Source organism: Delftia sp. DLF01 (assembly GCF_014852125.1).
GTDB classification, from domain to species: Bacteria; Pseudomonadota; Gammaproteobacteria; order Burkholderiales; family Burkholderiaceae_C; genus Comamonas; species Comamonas acidovorans.
In genome coordinates this window covers 26,474-49,072 of record NZ_JACVAZ010000004.1, presented here as the reverse complement: position 1 = coordinate 49,072, position 22,599 = coordinate 26,474, and the positions used below count along the sequence as shown (strand labels likewise).

Annotated in this window: 17 protein-coding genes; 6 read left to right on the top strand and 11 right to left on the bottom strand. The window is 68.2% G+C overall.

The window, feature by feature from the left end:
- Positions 1-3: 3 nt before the first annotated feature.
- The 3 genes from uvrA to IB269_RS21305 form a co-directional block, all read right to left on the bottom strand.
- Complete coding sequence (gene uvrA, locus IB269_RS21315) at positions 4-5,961, bottom strand: excinuclease ABC subunit UvrA (protein ID WP_192368231.1); 5,958 nt, start codon at positions 5,959-5,961, stop codon at positions 4-6.
- Positions 5,962-6,396: 435 nt separating this feature from the next.
- Positions 6,397-7,386: a porin gene (locus IB269_RS21310; protein WP_071956976.1), complete on the bottom strand. Its 990-nt coding sequence runs from the start codon at positions 7,384-7,386 to the stop codon at positions 6,397-6,399.
- A gap of 406 nt (positions 7,387-7,792) precedes the next feature.
- Positions 7,793-9,475: an MFS transporter gene (locus tag IB269_RS21305; RefSeq protein WP_013800409.1), complete on the bottom strand. Its 1,683-nt coding sequence runs from the start codon at positions 9,473-9,475 to the stop codon at positions 7,793-7,795.
- Between the two features lie 303 nt (positions 9,476-9,778).
- Here IB269_RS21305 and IB269_RS21300 point away from each other — a divergent pair, with 303 nt between their 5' ends.
- The 3 genes from IB269_RS21300 to IB269_RS21290 all read left to right on the top strand — a co-directional run bounded on the left by IB269_RS21300 (position 9,779) and on the right by IB269_RS21290 (position 12,670).
- Entirely contained in the window at positions 9,779-10,087 is a 309-nt protein-coding gene (locus tag IB269_RS21300; protein WP_013800408.1) for a DUF485 domain-containing protein, read from the top strand.
- A complete protein-coding gene (locus IB269_RS21295; protein WP_012207754.1) occupies positions 10,084-11,817 on the top strand; it encodes a cation acetate symporter in 1,734 nt (577 codons plus the stop codon). Before IB269_RS21300 ends, IB269_RS21295 begins: the two co-directional genes overlap by 4 nt.
- A 217-nt stretch (positions 11,818-12,034) precedes the next feature.
- The gene (locus IB269_RS21290) at positions 12,035-12,670 is read left to right on the top strand and encodes a YbhB/YbcL family Raf kinase inhibitor-like protein (RefSeq protein ID WP_012207755.1); all 636 of its coding nucleotides are present in this window, start codon (positions 12,035-12,037) and stop codon (positions 12,668-12,670) included.
- 21 nt (positions 12,671-12,691) lie between these two features.
- Here the strand turns inward: IB269_RS21290 and IB269_RS21285 are convergent, their stop codons facing one another.
- From IB269_RS21285 to IB269_RS21255, 7 genes are all read right to left on the bottom strand, one after another.
- A complete protein-coding gene (locus IB269_RS21285) occupies positions 12,692-13,345 on the bottom strand; it encodes a 3'-5' exonuclease (RefSeq protein WP_192368230.1) in 654 nt (217 codons plus the stop codon).
- Positions 13,342-15,195, bottom strand: a complete 1,854-nt coding sequence (locus tag IB269_RS21280) for a DUF294 nucleotidyltransferase-like domain-containing protein (protein ID WP_065346953.1) — start codon at positions 15,193-15,195, stop codon at positions 13,342-13,344. Before IB269_RS21280 ends, IB269_RS21285 begins: the two co-directional genes overlap by 4 nt.
- Positions 15,196-15,831 (bottom strand): DsbA family protein, encoded by a 636-nt coding sequence (locus tag IB269_RS21275; RefSeq protein ID WP_192368229.1) that lies wholly within the window; start codon positions 15,829-15,831, stop codon positions 15,196-15,198. It lies immediately after the preceding gene.
- Positions 15,832-15,854: 23 nt separating this feature from the next.
- Positions 15,855-16,097, bottom strand: a complete 243-nt coding sequence (locus IB269_RS21270) for a DUF1289 domain-containing protein (RefSeq protein ID WP_049801477.1) — start codon at positions 16,095-16,097, stop codon at positions 15,855-15,857.
- Positions 16,097-16,600 (bottom strand): YbaK/EbsC family protein, encoded by a 504-nt coding sequence (locus tag IB269_RS21265; RefSeq protein ID WP_013800403.1) that lies wholly within the window; start codon positions 16,598-16,600, stop codon positions 16,097-16,099. Before IB269_RS21265 ends, IB269_RS21270 begins: the two co-directional genes overlap by 1 nt.
- Positions 16,601-16,602: 2 nt before the next feature.
- Positions 16,603-17,544: a hydroxymethylglutaryl-CoA lyase gene (locus tag IB269_RS21260; RefSeq protein ID WP_043820259.1), complete on the bottom strand. Its 942-nt coding sequence runs from the start codon at positions 17,542-17,544 to the stop codon at positions 16,603-16,605.
- 109 nt (positions 17,545-17,653) lie between these two features.
- A complete protein-coding gene (locus tag IB269_RS21255) occupies positions 17,654-18,562 on the bottom strand; it encodes a LysR family transcriptional regulator (RefSeq protein ID WP_012207762.1) in 909 nt (302 codons plus the stop codon).
- 91 nt (positions 18,563-18,653) lie between these two features.
- Here IB269_RS21255 and IB269_RS21250 point away from each other — a divergent pair, with 91 nt between their 5' ends.
- From IB269_RS21250 to IB269_RS21240, 3 genes are all read left to right on the top strand, one after another.
- Positions 18,654-19,616: a 3-hydroxyacyl-CoA dehydrogenase family protein gene (locus tag IB269_RS21250; RefSeq protein WP_034397384.1), complete on the top strand. Its 963-nt coding sequence runs from the start codon at positions 18,654-18,656 to the stop codon at positions 19,614-19,616.
- Positions 19,613-20,494 carry a 3-keto-5-aminohexanoate cleavage protein gene (locus IB269_RS21245; protein WP_192368228.1) on the top strand — a complete coding sequence of 294 codons (882 nt, stop codon included), beginning with the start codon at positions 19,613-19,615 and terminating at the stop codon, positions 20,492-20,494. The genes IB269_RS21250 and IB269_RS21245 overlap by 4 nt, the downstream gene beginning before the upstream one ends.
- A 108-nt stretch (positions 20,495-20,602) precedes the next feature.
- Positions 20,603-21,631, top strand: coding sequence for a Bug family tripartite tricarboxylate transporter substrate binding protein (locus IB269_RS21240; protein WP_192368227.1), 1,029 nt, complete (start codon positions 20,603-20,605; stop codon positions 21,629-21,631).
- 9 nt (positions 21,632-21,640) lie between these two features.
- Here IB269_RS21240 and IB269_RS21235 read toward each other — a convergent pair whose 3' ends face one another.
- Positions 21,641-22,561 carry a 2-hydroxyacid dehydrogenase gene (locus IB269_RS21235; protein ID WP_192368226.1) on the bottom strand — a complete coding sequence of 307 codons (921 nt, stop codon included), beginning with the start codon at positions 22,559-22,561 and terminating at the stop codon, positions 21,641-21,643.
- Positions 22,562-22,599 lie beyond the last annotated feature (38 nt).

Below are 22,599 nucleotides of genomic sequence, written 5' to 3'. Positions count from 1 at the left end.
GGCTCAACGGGCCAGCACGGGCTTGAGCGCCTTGCCCGTGTGCGTGCCCGCAGCCACCAGATCCTCGGGCGTGCCGGCCGCGATGATGCGGCCGCCGTCCTTTCCGCCTTCGGGGCCGAGGTCGATGATCCAGTCGGCCTCGGCGATCACGTCCAGGTCATGCTCGATGACGACCACGCTGTGGCCCGCATCCACCAGGCGGTGCAGCACGCGGATGAGCTTGTCCACATCGGCCATGTGCAGGCCCACCGTGGGTTCGTCCAGCACATAGAGCGTGTGCGGCGCCTTGTTGCCGCGCCGGGTCACATCGTCGCGCACCTTGGTCAGCTCGGTGACGAGCTTGATGCGCTGGGCCTCGCCGCCCGACAGCGTGGGCGAGGGCTGGCCCAGCGTGAGATAGCCCAGGCCCACGTCCTTGAGCAGCTGCAGCGGGTGGGCGATGCTGGGCATGCTGGCGAAGAACTCGACGGCCTCGTCCACCTCCATCTGCAGCACGTCGCCAATGCTCTTGCCGCGCCAGGAGACGGCCAGGGTCTCGGGGTTGAAGCGCGCGCCATGGCAGACCTCGCAGGGCACCTTCACGTCGGGCAGGAAGCTCATCTCGATGGTGCGCATGCCCTGGCCCTCGCAGGCCGGGCAGCGGCCTTCGCCGGTGTTGAACGAGAAGCGGCCGGCCGCATAGCCGCGGGCCTTGGCCTCCAGCGTTTCGGCGTAGAGCTTGCGGATGGTGTCCCAGAAGCCGATGTAGGTGGCCGGGCAGCTGCGCGGGGTCTTGCCGATGGGGGTCTGGTCGACCTCGAGCACGCGGTCAATGCCCTCGAAGCCCTGCAGGCCCTTGCAGCCGGACAGCGGCGGCGCCTTGCCCGCGTCCATGGCATCGCGCCCGGCCTTGGTGGCGCGCTGGCCCACCCAGGCGGCCACATTGGCCAGCATCACGTCGCGCGCCAGCGTGGACTTGCCCGAACCGCTGACGCCCGTGACGGCCACCAGGCGCTTGAGCGGCACGCGCGCATCCACGTTCTGCAGGTTGTGCAAGTGGGCGCCGCGCACGGTCAGCCAGCCCAGTGCGTCGGAGGCGGGCTCGGCTTCGACAACGACAGGCGCGGCCTTCTTTTTGGATTTGGATACCTTGACAGGCGCGGGTTCCGGCACCGGTTCGGCCACGGCGGCAAGCTCGGCGGCCGCCTGCGGCGGCTGGCCTTCGCCCACCCAGCGGCGCGGCTGGAACGGGTGGCGCATGGCATGCAGCAGGTAGCGGCCCGTGATGGAGTCCTCGGCCGCCATGATGTCGGCCGCCGTGCCCTGGGCCACGAGGCGGCCGCCGCGTATGCCGGCGCTGGGGCCGATGTCGATGATGTGGTCGGCGCGGCGGATGGTGTCCTCGTCATGCTCGACCACGACCAGGGTGTTGCCCTTGTCGCCCAGCTTGTGCAGGGCGTTGAGCAGGATCTGGTTGTCGCGCGCATGCAGGCCGATGGTAGGTTCGTCCAGCACATAGCACACGCCCTGCAGGTTGCTGCCCAGTTGCGCGGCCAGGCGGATGCGCTGGGCCTCGCCGCCCGACAGCGTGGGCGCGCCACGGTCCAGCGTCAGGTAGCCCAGGCCCACTTCCTCGAGGAATTCGAGGCGGCTCTGGATCTCGGGGATGAGGTCGCGGGCAATATCGGACTCGCGTCCGGACAGGGCCAGCGCCTGCACCCATTGCCGCACGTCGTTGACCGACAGCTGGGCGATCTCGGCAATGCCCACGCCATGGAAGCGCACGGCGCGCGCCGTGGCGTTCAGGCGTGTGCCCTGGCAGGTGGGGCAGGTCACTTCGGCCAGGTCTTCGATTTCCTGGCCTTCGAACTTGACCTCGCGGCCCCGGTTGTCCTCGACCAGCAGGGTGTCGTCATAGACCTTGCGCTGATCCTTGGTGAGCTTGACGCCCGTGCCCACGCAGTCGGGGCACCAGCCATGCTTGCTGTTGTAGGAGAACAGGCGCGGGTCCAGCTCGGCATAGCTGGTGGCGCAGACCGGGCAGGCGCGCTGGGTGGAGAACACCTGCAGGCTGCCGATGCCGGCCGTGCTCCGGCCGCCGGCCATGGCATCGGCCAGGGTGTCCAGGCCGGACAGCACATGCAGCACGCCCTTGCCTGTTTCCAGCGCCTGCGCCAGGTGGCCGCGCAGTTCGCGCTCGTTGGCCGCCGTGACGGTGACGCTGGCCACGGGCAGTTCGATGGTGTGCTCCTTGAAACGGTCGATGCGCGGGAATCCCGTGGTGGGCAGGAATTCGCCGTCCACGCGTAGATGGGTGTAGCCGCGCGGCCGTGCCCAGTCGGCCAGCTCGGTGTAGACGCCCTTGCGGTTGACCACCAGCGGCGCCAGCAGGCCGATGGTCTGGCCCCTGAACTGAGTGAGCAATTGGGCCGCGATGCTTTCCGCCGTCTGCGGCTGCACGGCGGCGCCGTCGTGGATGCAGTGCTGCGTGCCCAGCTTGACGTACAGCAGGCGCAGGAAGTGCCAGACCTCGGTGGTCGTGCCCACGGTGGACTTGCGCCCGCCGCGCGACAGGCGCTGCTCGATGGCCACGGTGGGCGGAATGCCGTAGACCGCGTCCACCTCGGGCCGGCCCGCAGGCTGGACGATGGAGCGCGCATAGGCGTTGAGCGACTCCAGATAGCGGCGCTGCCCTTCGTTGAACAGGATGTCGAAGGCCAGCGTGGACTTGCCCGAGCCCGAGACACCCGTCACCACGTTGAACTTGCCACGCGGGATCTCCACCGACAGCTGCTTGAGGTTGTGCTCCTTGGCGTTGACGATCTCGATGGCATTCCTGGCCGCGGCGCCCGACATGGCATGCGCCTTGCGCTGGCTCTTGTAGAGCATGGGAGCGACCTCGCGCACGGCCTCGCCGCCCACGCCCATGGCCAGGTCGTACTCGCGCAGCGCCTGGGCCGTGTGCGAGCCGGGAATCTGGCGCACTTCCTCGGGCGTGCCCTGGGCCACGATGGCGCCGCCGCCGTCGCCGCCTTCGGGGCCGAGGTCGATCAGCCAGTCGCTGGCACGGATCACGTCGAGGTTGTGCTCGATGACGATCAGCGAGTGCCCGGCCTCCAGCAGCTTGCGCAGCGCGCGCATGAGCTTGGCGATGTCGTCGAAGTGCAGGCCCGTGGTGGGCTCGTCGAACAGGAACAATGTGCCCTTCTTGGCCAGCGCCTGCTTCGACTTGGCCTGGGACTTGGCCGCCTCGGCCAGAAAGCCCGCGAGCTTGAGGCGCTGGGCCTCGCCGCCCGAAAGCGTGGGCACGGGCTGGCCCAGCTTCACGTATTCAAGGCCCACATCGACGATGGGCTGCAGGGCGCGGATGACCTCGCGGTCCTGGGCGAACAGCAGGGCCGCCTCGGCCACGGTGAGCTCCAGCACATCGGCCACGTTGAGCTTGCGCGGCTGCAGCTCGCCGGCCGCGTGGCGCTCGATCGTGACTTCCAGGATCTCGGGGCGGTAGCGCGTGCCGTTGCAGTCGGGGCAGCGCAGGTAGACATCGGAGAGGAACTGCATCTCCACATGCTCGAAGCCCGAGCCGCCGCAGGTGGGGCAGCGGCCGTCGCCGCTGTTGAAGCTGAACTTGGCGGCCGTGTAGCCGCGCTGGCGCGACAGCGGCGCAATGGCGAACAGCTCGCGAATGGAGTCCCAGGCGCCCACGTAGCTGGCCGGGTTGGAGCGCGCCGTCTTGCCGATGGGCGACTGGTCCACGAACATCACGTCGCTCAGGTGGTCGGCGCCCAGCAGGCGCTCGAAGGCGCCGGCCGCATCCGTGGGCTTGCCGAAGTGGCGCATCAGCGCAGGTACCAGCACGTCCTGGATCAGTGTGGACTTGCCCGAGCCGCTGACGCCGGTGATGGTGACCAGGCGCTGCAGCGGAAAGTCCACGTCGATGCTGCGCAGGTTGTGCTCGCGCGCGCCTTCGAGGATGAGGCGCGGCGTGGATTCGGTCACCATGCGCTTGAGGCCGAAGCCCACCTGCTTGCGGCCGCCCAGGTAGGCGCCGGTCAGCGTGTCGGCATGGCGCAGGTCCTCGGGCGTGCCGTCGAACACGATCTGGCCGCCGCGCGCGCCGGGGCCGGGGCCCATGTCGATCATGCGGTCAGCGGCGAACATCACGGCCGGGTCGTGCTCGACCACGACCAGGGTGTTGCCCGCATCGCGCAGGCGCTGCATGGCCTCGGTGATGCGTTCCATGTCGCGCGGGTGCAGGCCGATGCTGGGCTCGTCGAGCACGAACAGGGTGTTGACCAGCGAGGTGCCCAGGGCCGTGGTCAGGTTGATGCGCTGCACCTCGCCGCCCGACAGCGTGCGGCTCTGGCGGTCCAGCGTGAGGTAGCCGATGCCCACGTCGCACAGGTACTGCACGCGCGCCATGATTTCGGCGTGCAGCATCTTGAGCGCCTGGGCCTCGCCGTCATGCAGCGGGGCATCGACTGCCGGCGCCAGCTGCTGGAAGAAGTCGCGCAGCCGCACCAGGGGCAGCTGCATCAGGTCGTGCAGGCAAAGGCCCGGCAGCGCGTCCAGCTGCTCGCGGCTCCATGCCACGCCCTTCGGCATGAAGCGGCGGTAGCGGCCTTCGTCGCCGGGCGGCAGCACGGCATCGGCGGCCTGCTTGCCGCCCAGGCGCCACAGCAGGCTTTCGGTCTTCAGGCGCGCGCCGCCGCAGGTGGGGCATTCGGTATAGCTGCGGTACTTGGACAGCAGCACCCGGATGTGCATCTTGTAGGCCTTGCTCTCCAGGTATTCGAAGAAGCGCTTGATGCCGTACCAGGTCTGGGTCCACTTGCCGTTCCAGTTGGGCGAGCCGTCCAGCACCCAGCTCTTTTGCGCATCGGTGAGCTTGGCCCAGGCCGTGTCGCGCGGGATGCCTTCGGCCTCGGCGTGGCGCATCAGGTCGTCCTGGATCTCCTTCCAGGCCGGTGTCTGCACGGGCTTGATGGCGCCCGTGCGCAGGGTGAGCTTGTCGTTGGGGATGACCAGCCCCCAGTCCACGCCGATCACGCGGCCAAAGCCACGGCAGGCCTCGCAGGCGCCCACGGCGGAGTTGAAGGAGAACAGCGAGGGAATCGGCTCCTGGTAGCTCAGGCCGCTTTCGGGGCAGTGCAGGCCCAGCGAGAACTTCCACAGCTGGGGCTCGGTGGGCTGGCCACCTGCAGCTTCCACGGCGGATTCAGGCAGCACATAGACCGTCATGTGGCCGCTGCCGCGCTTGAGCGCGACCTCGATGGCCTCGTAGACACGGGCCCGCTCCACATTGCCCAGGCGGAAGCGGTCGGCCACCACATCCAGCATCTTGACCTTGAGCGGCGCCGCCGCCTTGGCCTTCTTGCCCTTGGCGTCCGCGGCAGGCTCCACGGCGCCGGCCTTCTCGGCCTCGCGCTCGGCCTGGACCTTGGTGAAGCCGCTGGCCGACAGCCATTGCTCCACCTCGGCGGCCGTGGTGTTGGCGGGCAGCTCGACGGGGAAGGTGATGGCGATGCGCGGATCCCCGGCCTGCCGGCAACGCTCGGCCAGCTCCTCCAGCACGCTGTCGGGCGTGTCGTGGCGCACGGGCACGGCGGTGTCGCGGTCGAACAGCTGGGCCGCACGCGCGAACAGCAGCTTCAGGTGATCGTTGAGCTCGGTCATCGTGCCCACGGTGGAGCGCGAGTTGCGGACGGGATTGGTCTGGTCGATGGCAATGGCCGGCGGCACCCCCTCCACACGGTCCACGGCCGGCTTGTCCATGCGGTCCAGGAACTGGCGCGCATAGGCCGAGAAGGTCTCGACATAGCGGCGCTGGCCTTCGGCATACAGGGTATCGAACACCAGGCTGGACTTGCCCGAGCCGCTGGGCCCCGTGACCACGGTCAGCTCGCCGGTACGGATGTCGAGATCCAGGTTCTGGAGATTGTGCTGGCGTGCGCCGCGAATTCGAATCAGACCGTGCGTCATGGGTGTTCTGTGGTCAGTGGGAGCCAAACATTCTAGGCAGTCCATGCGTCAGGCATCAGACGTTTCTCAATACCTGTATTTTCATACAGGTTAAACAAAAAGATACCCCCTCAACGCATCCACGCGACCATAAAAAAACCCCGGAACCAGTCCGGGGCTCGTGCCTCTTGCCGAGGGCTTACTTGGCCATCTGCACGGAGGCAGGCATGGCCTGCTCACCCGGCACACCCTTCACCTGGGTGACGGCCAGCAGCGAGACGACGACAAAGGCCAGGCAACCGGCCGCGATGATCCTCATGGTTTTTTCCTTGATCAGGCTGTGAAAAGACGGGCCCAGACAAAAAGGCCCCGCACCTTTCGGTACGAGGCCTGATATGGCAGGCAGGTGCTGATTGGAACAGACCTGCTTTGCTCGCGGCTTACGCCGCGCGGCGATCAGAATGCGTGACGCACGCCCAGCGCGAAGGAGGAGAAGTCCGCGCCCTTCACACCGGTCATGTAGTTGGCGCCGGCCTTGTTGTCCACCTTGGTGTAGTAGCCGTAGACCTTGGTGCGCTTGCTCAGGTTGTAGTTGTAGCCCAGGGTCCACTGGTTGGCACCGGAGTCGGCAATGTTGCTCCACTTGTTGGCGTGGCCCAGGTTCACGTGGAACTCGGAAGCGCCCAGGGTGTACATGCCCGACAGACGGAAGTTGTTGCGCGTGCCGCGGATTTCTTCGTCGTTGCGCTGGTAGTAGCCGCCCAGCACGAACTGGCCGAGAGTGTAGGCAGCGCGGAAGGCCAGCTGCTTGTCTTCGTCGAACTGGCTGTAGCCGGCGCCCAGGGCCAGGGGGCCCACGTTGTAGTTGGCGGCCAGGTCGTAGCCGTTCTTCTTCTTGGCCAGGGCGGTGGCCTTCTCGTGCATGGAGACCGAGCCTTCCACCGTCAGGCCGCCGAAGTTGGGCGTGGTGTAGGAGATCTTGTTGGCGGTGCCCAGGCCGCTGGCGAACCAGACGGGATCGAAGTACAGCGCGTCGGAGGACGAACCCGTGTCATGGTTGTGCATGCTCACGTAGTCGGCCGTGGCGAAGTACGAGCCGGGGAAGAAGTTGCCCAGGCGCAGCATACCGAAGTTGCCCGACAGGTTCACTTCGCTCTGGCGGCCGAAGGTCAGCGCGCCGGTGGAGGAGGAGCCCATGCCGGTGTCGGAAGCGAAGCCGCTTTCCAGCACGAAGCCGGCCTTCAGGCCGCCGCCCAGATCTTCGACACCGCGCATGCCCCAACGCGAGGAGTTGTTCTCCATCTTGCTGACGCTTTCGTCACCGATCTTCTGGCGCTCGATCGTGGTGTTGATACGGCCATAGATCGTGACGCTGCTTTGCGCCATCACGGTGGTGGAACCCAGCACGGCCAGCACGGCCAGGGCAACGCGGTTCATCTTGATCATCTCGGCATCTCCTTGGGATTGTTGAGTGGGTATTCTTGAAATCTCAGGGCCGACTCCGGCTCTAGATCAGTGCCATTTGCGGCTGCTGCGGATTCTAGGTGCGGGCATGTCAAAAAATGTATGCCCGCCTCTGAAAATGCGCCATCTGATGCTTTGCTGCCACAGGCATGACATGGAAAACCATTAGAAGCACCCAAAGAAAAAGCCCACGGCAAACCGCCATGGGCTTTCATCAATGCAGAGCCGCAAAACACCGCCGGATACTGCGCATACCGCATGAAACCGGCGCTGCCCAAAGCGAGGGACACCGAGGAAGGGCCGCCCCGCACCGAGGGTGTCGTCCCCCTCCCCCGCGAAGCGGGTAGAGAGGGGGAAGGCGCATCAGCGCCTCAGGGGGCGCCTTCAATCAATCATTAGCGTAAATATCCACATCCTTGGTCTCGCGCAGGAACAGCGTGCCGATGATGGCCGTGGCGCCTGCAATGACGATGGGATACCAGAGGCCGCTGTACATGTTGCCGGTCTGGGCCACGATGGCGAAGGACATGGTGGGCAGCAGGCCGCCGAACCATCCATTGCCGATGTGATACGGCAGGCTCATCGAGGTATAGCGGATGCGCGTGGGGAACAGTTCCACCAGCATGGCGGCGATGGGACCGTAGACCATGGTCACGAGGATGACCAGGTAGGTCAGGATGGCGACCATCATGACCTTGTTCATCTTCGCGGGGTCGGCCTTGGTGGGGTAGCCGTCCTCGGCCAGCACCTTGGCCACGGTCTTCTTGAACTCGGCGTCCTTGGCCTTGGCTTCCTCGGGGCTCAGGCCCTTGATGGAGAACGAGGGGATCTCGGTGCTGCCGATGCGGATGAAGGCCGTCTTGCCGGGCGCTGCGTCCTCGGAGTCATAGCTGACCGAGCCTGCGGCCAGCAACTGCTTGGCCACGTCGCAGGAGCTGGTGAACTTGGAAGTGCCCGTGGGATTGAACTGGAACGAGCATTCCTTGGGATCGGCGACGATGACCACCTTGTTCTTGGCCTGTGCCGCAGCCAGGTCGGGGTTGGCCGCTTCGGTCAGCGCCTTGAACACGGGGAAGTAGGTCACCACGGCCAGCACGCAGCCCAGCATGATGATGGGCTTGCGGCCTATCTTGTCGGACAGCGAACCGAAGATCACGAAGAACGGCGTGCCGATGATCAGCGCCGCCGCGATCAGCAGGTTGGCCGTCACCGCATCGACCTTGAGCTGCTGGGTCAGGAAGAACAGCGCATAGAACTGGCCCGTGTACCAGACGACAGCCTGGCCGGCGGTCAGGCCGATCAGCGCCAGGATCACGATCTTGAGGTTGCGCCATTGGCCGAAGGACTCGGTCAGCGGGGACTTGGAGACCTTGCCCTCGGCCTTCATCTTCTGGAAGGCCGGCGACTCGGACAGCGTCATGCGGATCCACACCGAGATGCCCAGCAGCACGATGGACAGCAGGAAGGGAATACGCCAGCCCCAGTCCGCGAAGGCCTGCTCGCCGATGGAGGTGCGCACGCCCAGGATCACCAGCAGCGACAGGAACAGGCCCAGCGTTGCGGTGGTCTGGATCCATGAGGTGTAGGCGCCGCGCTTGCCGTGCGGCGCATGCTCGGCCACGTAGGTGGCCGCACCGCCGTACTCGCCGCCCAGGGCCAGGCCCTGCAGCATGCGCAGGCCGATGAGGATCACCGGCGCCGCCACGCCGATGCTGGCGTAGGTGGGCAGGATGCCGACGATGAAGGTCGACAGGCCCATGATCAGGATGGTCACGAGGAAGGTGTACTTGCGCCCGATCATGTCGCCCAGCCGCCCGAACACCAGTGCGCCGAAGGGCCGCACGATGAAGCCGGCCGCGAAGGCCAGCAGCGCGAAGATGAAGGCCGATCCCGCATCGAGCCCGCTGAAGAATTGCTTGGCGATGATGGCCGCCAGCGATCCGTAGAGATAGAAGTCGTACCACTCGAAAACCGTGCCTAGCGACGAGGCAAATATCACCTTGCGTTCTTCCGGAGTCATGGGCCGCGGGGTCGCCTTGACCCCCGCGCCTTGCGATGCGTTGATAGCCATGTCTGTCTCCTTGATTTATTGAATATTTAGCGGGCTTGCCATAGGCCCGCCGATTCACTATCCGCCTGCCTGCTGACGCGAATCTGACTCACCTCTTACAGAAATTGACGGCGAACTGAACGATTTCTTACTAACTCAGCAGCAACCCTGATGCCGTCTTTTTCCATGTGAAAAGCACCGTAAAAACCCTGCCAAACCATGCTGCACTGCGTAAGCACTCGGTCAGAAGCGGTTTCCAGAATGCACCGCAAGGCTGCAGATCCATGGGGCTGCCGCCGCGATTCCAACTTCAGGAGACAAACCATGACCGATCCGGTGGTAGACAAAATACAGCGCCATCCCAAATACCAGGAGTTGCGATCCAGACGCAATCGCCTGGGCCTTTTTCTGACGCTGCTGATGCTGGTCGTTTATTACGGCTATATCGCGCTGATTGCCTTCGACAAATCCTTTCTGGCCCAGCCCATTGGCGCGGGCGTGACCTCGCTGGGCATCCCGATCGCCATGGGCGTGATCGTCTTCTCGGTGATCATCACCGGCCTCTACGTGCGCCGCGCCAATGGCGAGTACGACAAGCTCACCCAGGACATCCTGAAGGACGCCACGAAATGAAGAATTCCGCACAACGCATGCTGCTGGCGCCCGCCGTGGCGCTGGCCCTGACGGGGCCCGTGCTGGCCGCCGGCGGAGATGTCGGCGTAGCCGCCAAGCAGGCCACCAACTGGACCGCCATCATTCTCTTCACGGCCTTCGTCGTGGCCACGCTGTGGATCACCAAGTGGGCTGCAGGCCGCACCAAGTCGGCCGCCGACTTCTATACGGCCGGTGGCGGCATCACGGGCTTTCAGAACGGCCTGGCGATTGCGGGCGACTACATGTCGGCCGCCTCCTTCCTGGGCATCTCGGCCTCGGTCATGGCCAGCGGCTATGACGGCCTGATCTACTCCATCGGCTTCCTGGTGGGCTGGCCCATCCTGACCTTCCTGCTGGCCGAGCGCCTGCGCAACCTGGGCAAGTTCACCTTCGCCGACGTGGCAGGCTACCGCTTCTCCCAGACGCCGTTCCGCGCCTTCGCGGCCAGCGGCACGCTGGTGGTGGTGGCCTTCTACCTGATCGCGCAGATGGTGGGCGCGGGCCAGCTGATCAAGCTGCTGTTCGGCCTGGACTACTGGATCGCCGTGGTGCTGGTGGGCGGCCTGATGATGATCTACGTGCTGTTCGGCGGCATGACGGCCACGACCTGGGTGCAGATCATCAAGGCCTGCATGCTGCTGGCCGGCGTGACCTTCATGGGCTTCATGGTGCTGGCCAAGTACGGATTCAGCCCCGAGGCGCTGTTCGCCGAAGGCGTGCGCGTGCGCTCCGAGATCGCTGCCAACAACGGCGCCGACCCCTCGGCCGCCGCCAAGGCGGGCCTGGCCATCATGGGCCCGGGCGGCTTCATCAAGGACCCGATCTCGGCCATCAGCTTCGGCATGGCGCTGATGTTCGGCACGCTGGGCCTGCCCCACATCCTGATGCGCTTCTTCACCGTGCCCGATGCCAAGGAAGCACGCAAGAGCGTGTTCTGGGCCACGACCTGGATCGGCTACTTCTACGTGCTGATCTTCATCATCGGCTTCGGCGCCATCACCCTGGTGCTGACCAATCCCGAGATGGCCGATACGGTCAAGGGCGTGATCCACGGCGGCGCGGGCACGGCCAACATGGCGGCCGTGCTGGTGGCCAAGAGCGTGGGCGGCGACGTGTTCTACGGCTTCATCTCGGCCGTGGCCTTCGCCACCATCCTGGCCGTGGTCGCGGGCCTGACGCTGTCGGGCGCCTCGGCCGTGTCGCATGACCTGTACGCCACCGTGATCAAGAAGGGCAAGGCCGACAGCGCCGCCGAGCTGCGCGTCTCGCGCATCACCACGCTGACGCTGGGCGCCATCGCCGTGCTGCTGGGCATCGTGTTCGAGAAGCAGAACATCGCCTTCATGGTGTCGCTGGCCTTCGCGGTCGCGGCCTCGGCCAACTTCCCCCCGCTGCTGCTGTCGGTGCTGTGGAAGGACTGCACCACCAAGGGCGCGGTGATCGGCGGCTTCATGGGCCTGATCTCCTCCGTGGGCCTGACCGTGGTCTCGCCCCCGGTGTGGGAGGCCACGCTGGGCAACCCCGCAGGCTCGGCCTGGTTCCCCTACGCCTCGCCCGCGCTGTTCTCCATGACCATCGGCTTCGTGGGCGTGTGGCTGTTCTCGGTGCTCGACAAGAGCGCCCAGGCCGCCAAGGAACGCGCCATCTTCCCCGCGCAGCAGGTGCGCTCGGAAACAGGCCTTGGCGCCTCGGGAGCTTCGGGCCACTGAGCCACCGAGCCTCTCAGGCACCCACCATGAAAAGCCGGGCCCAGCGCCCGGCTTTTTCGTTGGCGTGGCAGCAGCCGCCCTCAGATTGATCGGCTGGAGAAGGCGCGCGATCGGATCTGCGATGGCCGGCGCCGTCCAGGCCTCTAGACTTGCGGGGTCTGCGCAGCTTCGCCTGTGCAGCACCGCTTCCCTCTTCAACGCACAGGACAGATCCGACATGCAACTCATCAGCCAAAGCTTCCAGGACGGCCAGGCGATTCCCGGCGAATTCGCGTTCGCGGTGCCCGATGCGGCCTCGCACGTGGCGCTGTCGTCCAACCGCAACCCGCACCTGGCCTGGAGCGGCGCGCCCGCAGGCACGCAGTCCTTTGTCGTGGTCTGCCATGATCCCGACGTGCCCAGCCGCGGCGACGATGTGAACCAGGAAGGCCGCGAAGTGCCGGCCAGCCTGCCGCGCGTGGACTTCTTCCACTGGCTGCTGCTGGACATTCCGGCAGCCACCACCGAGATCGCGGCAGGCGCCCAGTCCGACGGCGTCACGCCGCGCGGCAAGAGCGGCCCGGCAGCCCCCGGCGGCCTGCGCCACGGCATCAACGACTACACGGGCTGGTTCGCGGGCGACGAGCAGATGAAGGGCGACTACTTCGGCTACGACGGCCCCTGCCCTCCGTGGAACGACAGCATCGTCCACCACTACGTCTTCACCGTCTATGCGCTGGCCACGCCCACGCTGGCCGTCTCCGGCGAGCTGACCGGCGCCAATGTGCGCGCGGCGCTGCAAGCCGGCCAGGTGCTGGGCAAGGCCAGCATCACCGGCCTGTACAGCCTGAACCCTGCGGTCTCCGCCGCCTGAGCGAACGCCTTTCCGGGCGCCCTACGTCGCGCCGGCCAGCCTGCGCAGCTTGATGAAGGCCAGCGCCGCCATCACGGCGTCGTTGAGCGCGTCGTGGGCCTCGCGCTGCGGCAGGCCCAGGTCGGCCATCAGCGTGGCAAAGCGCAGGTCGATTTCGGGCGCCTGCTGCTGCCAGGGCAGCAGCTGCCGGAAGCGGTGGTCGTAGTACAGGGCCGAGACCTCGATGCGCTCGTTGGGCAGGCCCGTGCCCAGCCACGGGCGCAGCACGCGCTCGATCATGGCCACGTCGAATTCCAGGTAGTAGCCGACCAGCGGGCGGCTGCCGATGAAGCGCAGCAGCTGCGCCAGCGCGTCCTCGATGGCCAGGCCCCGGGCCAGGTCCCGCTCGCGCAGGCGGTGGATGCGCACGCTGTCGCCGGGCACGCTGCGCGAGGGGCGCACCAGCAGTTCCAGGCGTTCGCTGGACAGGATGCGCTCGCCCACGATGCGCACGGCGCCGATGGAGATGATCTCGTCGCAGCGCACATCCAGGCCCGTGGTCTCGCAGTCCAGCGCCACCCATTCGCCCGGCGGCGGCGCGTCGAAGAGAAAGGCATAGGCGGGGTCCGCCAGCCTGCGCCGCTGCCAGTTGCGCCGCAGGCCCGCCACCAATTTCGACAGGGGTGCCGCGCTCATACCGCGTCCAGCCGCAGGCGCTGGCGCAGCAGTTCGCGGAAGCGCCGCACCACGGCCAGCGTGTCCTTGAGCAGGTCGCGCTCCAGGCTGCTCAGGCGAGCCGGGTCCACATGGCCGGTAACGGGGCGGCCCAGGTCGATCTCGGCCAGTCCCGCCTGCAGGCGCAGGCCCATGAGGAAATGCAGGCCCTGGAGCAGCTCCTGCCCCTGGGCGCCGTCGAGCACGCCCTTGTCCACAAGGGCCGCGATGCGCTCGGCCGTGCCGGTGGCGGCGATGCGCTGGGACAGCGCCAGGCTGCGCACGCCATGGACGATGGGGAAGATGCCGGCCTTCTTCAGGTGCACGGGCGCGCCCTCGCCGCCGCGGCCCAGCAGCCGCTCCCACCAGCTGCCCGGCTCGTGCGCGAAGGCGTCGACGGCCGAGGCGAAGCGCGCCACCTGGGCATCGCTGTCCAGGGCCAGCGCCATCAGGTCGCGCCGCACCGTGGCCAGCAGCGCAGCATCGCCCGCCACCGCATGGGCGTCCAGGAAGATCGCCAGGTGCATGAGGCCCTCGGGGCCGGGCAGGATCAGCCATTCGCGCACCTGCCTGCCGAAGCTGGCCACCGTGCCGCGCCACTGCGGGTTGCTGAGCATGATGCCGCCCGGGCATTCGGGGTAGCCGAAGCGCTGCAGCTGCGCGGAAAAGCGCGCGCAGATGGCATCGAGGTCCTGGGGCGGCGCATAGCCGTCGCGCAGCAGCAGGCCGTTGTCCTGGTCGGTCTTGAGCAACTGCTCGCCGCGCCCCTCGCTGCCCATGACGAAGAGGCAGCTGTGGGCCACCAGGTCCGGCGGCGCCAGCATCTGCCAGGCACGCTCGAACAGGCGGGCATTGAGCTGCTGCACCAGCCGCGCCATCAGGGCCACCCGCGTGCCGCCCCGGTGCAGGGCGGCCACCAGGCGCGTGATCTGGGCGGCCGCCTGCTCCAGCGCCTGCAGGTCGGCGGCCTGCTCGATCTGCACGGTGATCAGGTGGGAGTGGTTGGCCAGGAAGCTGAACAGGTCCAGCGCCTCCAGGATGCCCAGCACCTGGCCCTGTGCATCCAGCACGGCCAGCCGGTGCACGCGCGCACGCAGCAGCACGACCAGGGCATCGCCCAGCTGGTCGTCGGCGCGCACGGTGAACACGGGCTGGCTGGCGAACTCGCCCACGGCCAGCCGGTCCAGCGGGCGGCCGTCAAGGATGGCGCGCTGCAGCGTGGTGCCCGTGAAGATGCCCAGGCCGCCCTGCGGCAGTCCCGAGACCAGCACGCAGGTTGTGCGCTCTGCATGGAACAGGCGCACCACGGAGACGATGTCGGTGGCCGCATCCACCACATGGGCGGCACGCAGATAGGCCTGGTCCACGCGCGCCAGCGTCAGCGACTGCAATTCGTGCCGGTCGGCGCGCTGGGCCAATGTGCCCAGCTTGTGGCCCAGGTCGGAGAACAGCAGGGCGCCAAAGGCCGTGTTGCGCGCGATCAGCTCGCCCACGGTTTCGCGCGCAAGCTGGTAGGCGATGAGTTCCTCGGCCACGGTGAAGCGGCTGCCCGTGCGGCCGGCCACCAGGGCGCGGCCGTCGAAGCTGTCGTCGGGGCCGTAGCTGGCCAGCACCTCGTCGCCCTCGGTCTGCACCACATGGCCCTTGATGATGACGAACAGGTGGGTGGGCGCCGAGCCGGCGTCCAGCACCACTGCGCCCTCGGGGAAGTAGGCGATGTCCACGCCATCGCGCACCAGCGCCTGTTCGTCGGGCGTGAGGCAGTCGAAGGGCGAGGCGGCGAAGTTGAAGGCGTTGGGCATGGGGCGGGGCCGTTGTTCCAGCCCCGCCATTCAAACCTTCAGGCCTTGCTCCACGCTTGCAGCCGCGTCCCAGCCGCTGTCGAACCAGCTGTCGCCTTCCAGGTAGGCGCGCAGCATGGGCAGGCTGTCCAGGCCCCAGAAGAGGCGGCCGTCGACCTCCCAGGCCGGCACGCCGAACAGGCCCCGGGCGGCGGCGGCCTCGGTGTTCTCGCGCAGCAGGCGCTTGGCGTTGTCCGCCGCATCCGTGCGCAGCTGCGGCGCCAGCGTGGCGCGCAGTGCGTCGAGCCGCGCGGGGTCCAGCGCGTCGGCGCCGCCCAGCCAGACATGGCGCAGCACGGCGTCCGCCACAAAGCGGTTGATGGAGCCGTCATCGCTGCACTCCAGCGCCAGGCGCAGCAGCGGCAGCGGGTTGAACGGGTGGCTGGCCGGCATGTCCAGCCCCACGCCCGTGGCATGGCCCAGCCAGCTCACATGGCGGTAGGTCCATTCGCGCTTGCCCGCGATGCCGGCCGGTCCCGGGTTGGCGTGGCGCTGCAGCAGCGCGCCCAGCAGCACGGGGCGGTACTGCATGTGGTGGCTGATGCCCTGCAGCGCCTGCGGCAGTTGCGCGAACGCCAGCCAGGCATAGGGCGAGATGAAGTCGAGATGGAAGGTGATCTGCTTCATGGCGGGTGCGTCGTGATGGGGATCTAGGGTGCGGTGGCCGCGATGCCTGCGCGCTCCAGCAGCGCGTTCCAGATCGCCAGGCGCTGCGGCGCATCGGACTTGGACCAGGCGCGGATCTCGTCGATGGTGCGAAAGCACCCTTCGCAATGGCTGCGGTCGGGCGTCATGCGGCAGACCGAGATGCAGGGCGAGAGCACGGGTTCCTCTTCGGCACGCGGAGCGTATGCGGCGCGGGCCTTCTGGGCCAGCATTTCCTTGGGGCCCATCATGCCGCCACCTCCTGCACCACGTCGGCCCAGGGCGCACCGGCCAGCAGTTGCAGCGCGGCCGGCGTGGCCGCGAACACCGCATGCGGATGGCCTGCTGCCGCCCAGACCGTGTCGAAACGCTGCAGCTCCCGGTCCACCAGGGTCACGGGCGTGTTGGCATGGGCCACGGGGCTGACGCCGCCGATGGAAAAGCCCGTCTGCGCCTTGACGAAGTCGGCGTCGGCACGGCCCACGGGGCCGACCAGGGCGGCGACCTTCTTCTCATCCACGCGGCGGTCGCCCGATGCCACGACCAGCACGGCCACGCCGTCGCTGCGGCGGCGGAAGATGATGCTCTTGGCCACCTGGCCCACGAGGATGCCCAGCTGGTCGGCCGCCTCCTGGGCCGTGCGCGCGGCGCCGTCCAGCATGCGCGGTCCGTCGCCGTGGCCGGCCTGCTGCAGGAAGGCAGCCACGCGCTGCACGCCTTCGGGAAGATGGTGGAGTTCAGATCCGCACATGCTCACACCGCCTCGCATGCAGCCGCGCTGGCGCGCTTGGTGAGCAGTGCCTTGGCCACGCGCGATTGCGTGGGGCGGCCCAGGTGGTCGCTGATGAACTGGCCGGCGTCAATCAGCTTGTCCAGGTCGATGCCGGTCTCTATGCCCATGCCCTGCAGCATGTAGACCACGTCCTCCGTGGCCACATTGCCCGTGGCGCCCTTGGCGTAGGGGCAGCCGCCCAGGCCCGCCACCGATGTGTCGAACTGCCACACGCCCAGCGACAGCGCGGCCAGCGTGTTGGACACGGCCTGGCCGTAGGTGTCGTGGAAGTGGCCCGACACATCGTCGATGGCGAAGTGCTGCAGCGTGGCCTCGATGGCCTTGCGCACCTTGACGGGCGTGCCCACGCCGATGGTGTCGGCCACGCCCACATGCTGCACACCGATGCCCTTCATGAGACCGGCCAGGTAGGCCACGCGCTCGGGGGCGATCTCGCCTTCGTAGGGGCAGCCCACGGTGCAGCTCATGGCGCCGCGCACGTAGATGCCCTGGGCGCGTGCGGCTTCGGCCACGGGGGCGAAGCGCTCGATGCTTTCGGCAATGGAGCAGTTGATGTTCTTCTGGCTGAAGGCCTCGCTGGCTGCGCCGAAGACCACGATCTCGTCGGGCCACAGTTCACGCGGCGCCGACAGCGCGGCCTCCAGGCCCTTCATGTTGGGCGTGAGCACGCTGTAGCGCACGCCGGGGCGGCGGACGATGCCGGCCATGACTTCGGCGTTGTCGGCCATCTGCGGCACCCATTTGGGGCTGACGTAGCTGGTGACCTCGATTTCCTTGAGGCCGGCTTCCTGCAGGCGGTGCACCAGCTCGATCTTGACGGCGGCGGGCACGGGCTGTTTTTCATTCTGCAGGCCGTCGCGGGGGCCTACATCGACGAGTTTGACGCGGGAAGGAATGCTCATGGGGTGTTCTCACCGGGATGACGGGTACGGCCCCTATTGTCCAGGCTTGCAGGCCCGGGCACCACCCCATATCCTGCCGGGCCATGCACAACGGCTGCCAGCGCCCCCTTCAGCCCGGCAGGGCCGCCATTTCCTCGCGCAGCATCTCCACCATGCGCGCGGCAGCCGGCGACAGGCGGCGGCCGCTCAGGCGCACCAGGCCGATGGGGCGGCGCAGCACCGGCCGTGCCAGCGGGCGCGCCACCACTTCCGGCCGCTGCACCACCTGCGCGGCCAGCAGCGGCAGCGCGCTCACGCCCAGATCGGCGGCCACCATGGCCGCGATGGTGGCCAGGTGCTCCACGGCGTACTGGGGCGCAAAGCGTATGCCGTGGGTCAGCAGGGCCTCGTCGGCGTACTGGCGCACGCTGGTGCCGGCCGGCATGGAGATGTGGGGCAGATGGGCCACGTCGGCCCAGCCCAGATCGCCGCGCCCGCGCGCCAGCGCATGGCCGCGGCCCAGCAGCAGCACGAAGCGGTCGGAGGCCAGGGGCAGGTAGTCCAGGTCGGCATAGGCGGGGTTGGCCGCCGTGAGCGCAAAGTCCACGCGGCCTGCGCGCACCATGTCGAAGGCCGGCCCGGCCAGGCTGTCGAACAGCTCCAGATGCACGCCCGGATGCTCGGCCGCGAAGCGCGCCAGCACGCGGGGCAGCAGGCCCGCGGCCAGCGAAGGCAGGGCCGCCAGCGCCAGCCGGCCCACCTGCACCTGGGCCACCTCCTGCACGCGGCGCACGGTCTCGTCCATCTGGTGGCGCAGGATGCGCGCCTGCTCGGCGAAGACCTCGCCGGCCTGTGTCAGTTCCACGGCGCGCGTGGTGCGCTCGAACAGGCGCGCGCCCAGCATCTCTTCCAGCCGCGCCAGCGTGCCCGAGACGGCCGACTGCGACAGGTGCATCTGCAGCGCCGTGCGCCGAAAGCTCAGCGAATCGGCCAGCGCCAGAAAGACATCGACCTCGCGGGCTGACCAATTGATCTTCATGGCCGATCAGTTTATCGAAAAATGCGTCTTTACCGTTCAATGACGGCTGCCTAGACTGCGCCTCAAATCCATGAAATCAGCAGGAGACAGCATGCACAGCAGTTCGCCGCGCAACGCGCGCACGGTGGTCGTCGGGGGAGGCACCATGGGTGCCGATGTGGCCGTGGTCCTGGCCCGGGGCGGCGCCCTGGTGACCGTGGTCGACCCCGGCGCGGCACGGCGCGAGCTGCTGCTGCAGCACATTGCCATCGAGCTGGCCACGGCCGGCTTTGCCCGGTGCGCGTCCCAGGTCTCGGTCTGCGCGGCGCTGGAGGATGTCGCCTGGGACGGCGTGGCCCTGGTGGTGGAATGCATCACCGAGCGGCTGGATGCCAAGCAGGCGCTGTTCGCCGAACTGGAGGCGCATGCGCCGGCCGACGCCGTGCTGGCCAGCAACAGCTCGGGCTTTCCCATCAGCGCCATCGCCAGCGGCCTGCCCACGGCGCAGCGCATGCTGGGCCTGCACTTCTTCATGCCCGCCCATTTGGTGCCACTGGTGGAAGTGGTGCTGGGAGAGCGCAGCGACCCGGCCCTGGGCCAGTGGCTGCACGGCTTCATGCGCGGCTGCGGCAGCGTGCCCGTGCTGGTGAAGAAGGACAAGCCCGGCTTTCTGGCCAACCGCATGCAGCATGCGCTGTCGCGCGAGGCCTTCGCCCTCATCGACGAGGGCATTGCCTCGCCCGAGGACGTGGATGCCGCCGTGCGCTTCGGCTTCGGCTTCCGCTTCCTGGCAGCCGGCCCCGTGCTGCAGCGCGACCATGCGGGCATCGAGGTGCACTGCGCGGCCGCCGCCACCATGTACCCCACGCTGTCCAACACCGATGTGCCGGCCCAGGCACTGCGCGATCGCGTGGCACGCGGCGATCTGGGCATGAAGACCGGCAAGGGCTTCTTCGACTGGCCCGAGGACCGCCGCCTGGCCGAGCGTGCCCGCTACGACGCGCTGCTGCGCCAGGGCCTGGCCCTGCTGGCCAGCGAGCTGCCGGTGCCGGAGCAGGCACAGGACACGCCATGAGCACGCCGGTCCCCACGTCAACCGCGTCGTCCACATCGCCCACGTCACCCACCTCGCAGTGGAGTGACCCGCTGATCATCACCGTGGCCCCCAATGGCGCCTACAAGCAGCCGGCCGACCACCGAGCCCTGCCGATCACACCGCAGGCGCTGGCCGCCACGGCACGCGCCTGCCTGGATGCCGGCGCAGCGATGATCCACATGCACATCCGCGACGCCCAGGGACGCCACAGCCTGGATGTGGGCGGCTACCGCGAAGCCTGGCGCGTGGTGCGCGAGGCCGTGGGCACGGACATGGTGGTGCAGATCACCAGTGAGGCCGCAGGCGTTTACCGCGCGCCCGAGCAGATCGCCCTGGTGCAGGCGCTGCGGCCCGAGGCCGTCTCCATCGGCCTGCGCGAGATCGACCAGCCCGAGATCGGCGATGCAGGACTGGCGCACTTTTTCACGGGCCTGGTGCGCGACCAGGTCATGGTGCAGGTCATCCTCTACGACGTGGCCGACCTGCGCCGCTGGCAGGCGCTGCGCGCCCAGGGCGTGGTGCCCGAGGCGCCCTGGTTCCTGCTCTTCGTGCTGGGCCGCTACAGCGCGGGCCAGACCTCGCGGCCCCAGGACCTGCTGCCCTTTCTTGCGGCACATGACGGCGGCGAGCCCTGGGCCGTGTGCGCCTTCGGCGCCACGGAAAACACCTGCATCGCGGCAGCCGCCGCCTTCGGAGGCCATGCGCGCGTGGGCTTCGAGAACAACCTGCTGACGCGGGACGGCCACACCGCGCCCGACAACGCCGCCCTGGTCCGCCAGGCCGTGGTGTCCGCCCAGGCGCTGGGCCGCCCCCTGGCCACGGCCGACGACATACGCCGGCGCTTCACACCGGGCTGAGCACCAGGCGCCTTACAGGCCGATAAGCCCATAAGCCGTTAAGCCGATAGGCCCATGAGCCCGCACAAGACGGGCCTTCCATTCCAACCACAGGCAGGAGACACAACCATGCAACAGCCCACCCACGGCACGCGGCGTGACGCCATCGCCAAAATCAAGGCAGCCACCGCATTCACGGCGCTTCCCCTGGCCTTCATGGCCCTGGGCCTGGCGGGCCAGGCCTCGGCCCAGACCCCGGCATTCCCCAGCAAGACCATCCGCTTCGTCGTGCCCTACCCGCCCGGCGGCCCCACCGACCTGATGGCACGCATGCTGCAGCCCGAGCTGCAGCAGCGCCTGGGCGTGACCGTCATCGTGGAGAACAAGAGCGGCGCGGGCGGCAACCTGGGCAGCGCCGAGGTGGCCCGCCAGGCGCCCGCCGACGGCCACACCCTGCTGCTGGCCGCCAGCGGCCCCATGGCCGTGAATTCCTCGCTGTACAAGAGCATGCCATTCAACCCGCTCAAGGACCTGGAGCCCGTGGTGCAGCTGTCGGCCTTCCCGCTGGTGCTGGAGGTCCATCCCTCGCTGGGCGTCAAGACCGTGGCCGAGCTGCTGGCCCTGGCCAAAACGGGCAAGACGCTGAGCTTTGCCTCGGCCGGCAACGGCACGCCCCAGCACCTGGCGGGCGAGCTGTTCAACTCCATGGAGCAGGTCAAGCTGGGCCATGTGCCCTACCGGGGTGCGGGACCGGCACTCAACGACCTGATCGGCGGCCAGGTGGGCGTGATGTTCGACATCGTGGGCAGCTCGCTGCAGCACATCCAGGGCGGGCGCCTGATCCCGCTGGCCGTCACCTCGGCCGAGCGCACCAAGGTGCTGCCCGATGTGCCCACCATGGCCCAGGCCGGCGTGCCCGGCTACCAGATCACGGGCTGGCATGGCATTGCCGTGCGCGCGGGCACGCCGCCCGCCGCCATCGACAAACTCAATGCCACGGTCAACGCCATCTTCAAGGACCCGGCCTTCCGCACGCGCTGGGAGGCCATCGGCACGCCGGCCGTGGGCGGCACGGCGGCCGAATTCGGCGCCTTGATCAGGAGCGACTCCCAGCGCCTGGGTGCCCTGGTACGCAGCACCGGCGTGACGCTGGACTGAGCGCTCCCGTCAGTAGCCGCGCCGCAGGTCCACGCGGCCGCTCACGGCCTCGCCCCGGCTCAGCGCCGCGACCTTGCCCACGATCTGCTCCACGCTGTCGCGCGCCAGGGTGCGGGCCGAGGTGTGGGGCGTGAGCGTGATGCGCGGATGCCGCCAGAAGGCATGGCCGTCGGGCAGCGGCTCAGTGCGGAACACGTCGAGCAACGCGCCGGACACATGGCCCCCGTCGATGGCGGCGATGAGGTCCTCGTCCGCCACATGGCCGCCGCGTCCCACGTTGATGACATAAGCGCCCGGCTGCAGCAGGGCCAGGCTGCGCGCGTCGATGATGCTGTCGGTCTCGGGCGTCAGCGGCAGCAGGTTGACGAGGATGCGGGTGGCGCGCAGAAAGGCGTCGAAGTCCTGCGGGCCGCAGAAGCCACGCACGCCGTCGATGGCATGCGGCGTACGGCTCCATCCGTTGACGGGGAAATCGAACACCGTCAGCGCGCGCGCCACGCGCTCGCCCATGCGGCCCAGCCCCATGACGCCCACGGGGAAGTCCACGCGCCGGGGATTGGGCCGGTGCTGCCACAGGCCGGCGGCCATGTCGGCCTCGTAGCCGTCCAGACCGCGGAAGAAGCGGATCACGGCCTGGCTGACGTATTCGGCCATCTGCACGGCCATGCCGGCGTCCTCCAGGCGGTAGACGGGAAGGTCGGCCGGCAGGCGCAGCGGCAGCAGCGCATCGACACCCGCGCCGATGTTGAACACGGCCTTGAGGCCCGGCTGCTCGTCGATGAAGCGCTGGGGTGGCGCCCAGACCAGGGCGTAGTCGGCCTGCGGCGCGCCCGGCGACCAGATGTCCACCTCGGCGCCCGGCAGGGCCGCGCGCAGTCCTTGCAGCCAGGCGTCGGGCCTGGTGTCTTCGCAGCAGAAAGTCACTCGCATAGGGGGCCAAGCCTAACGGCCTGGCGACGCCCACGCGC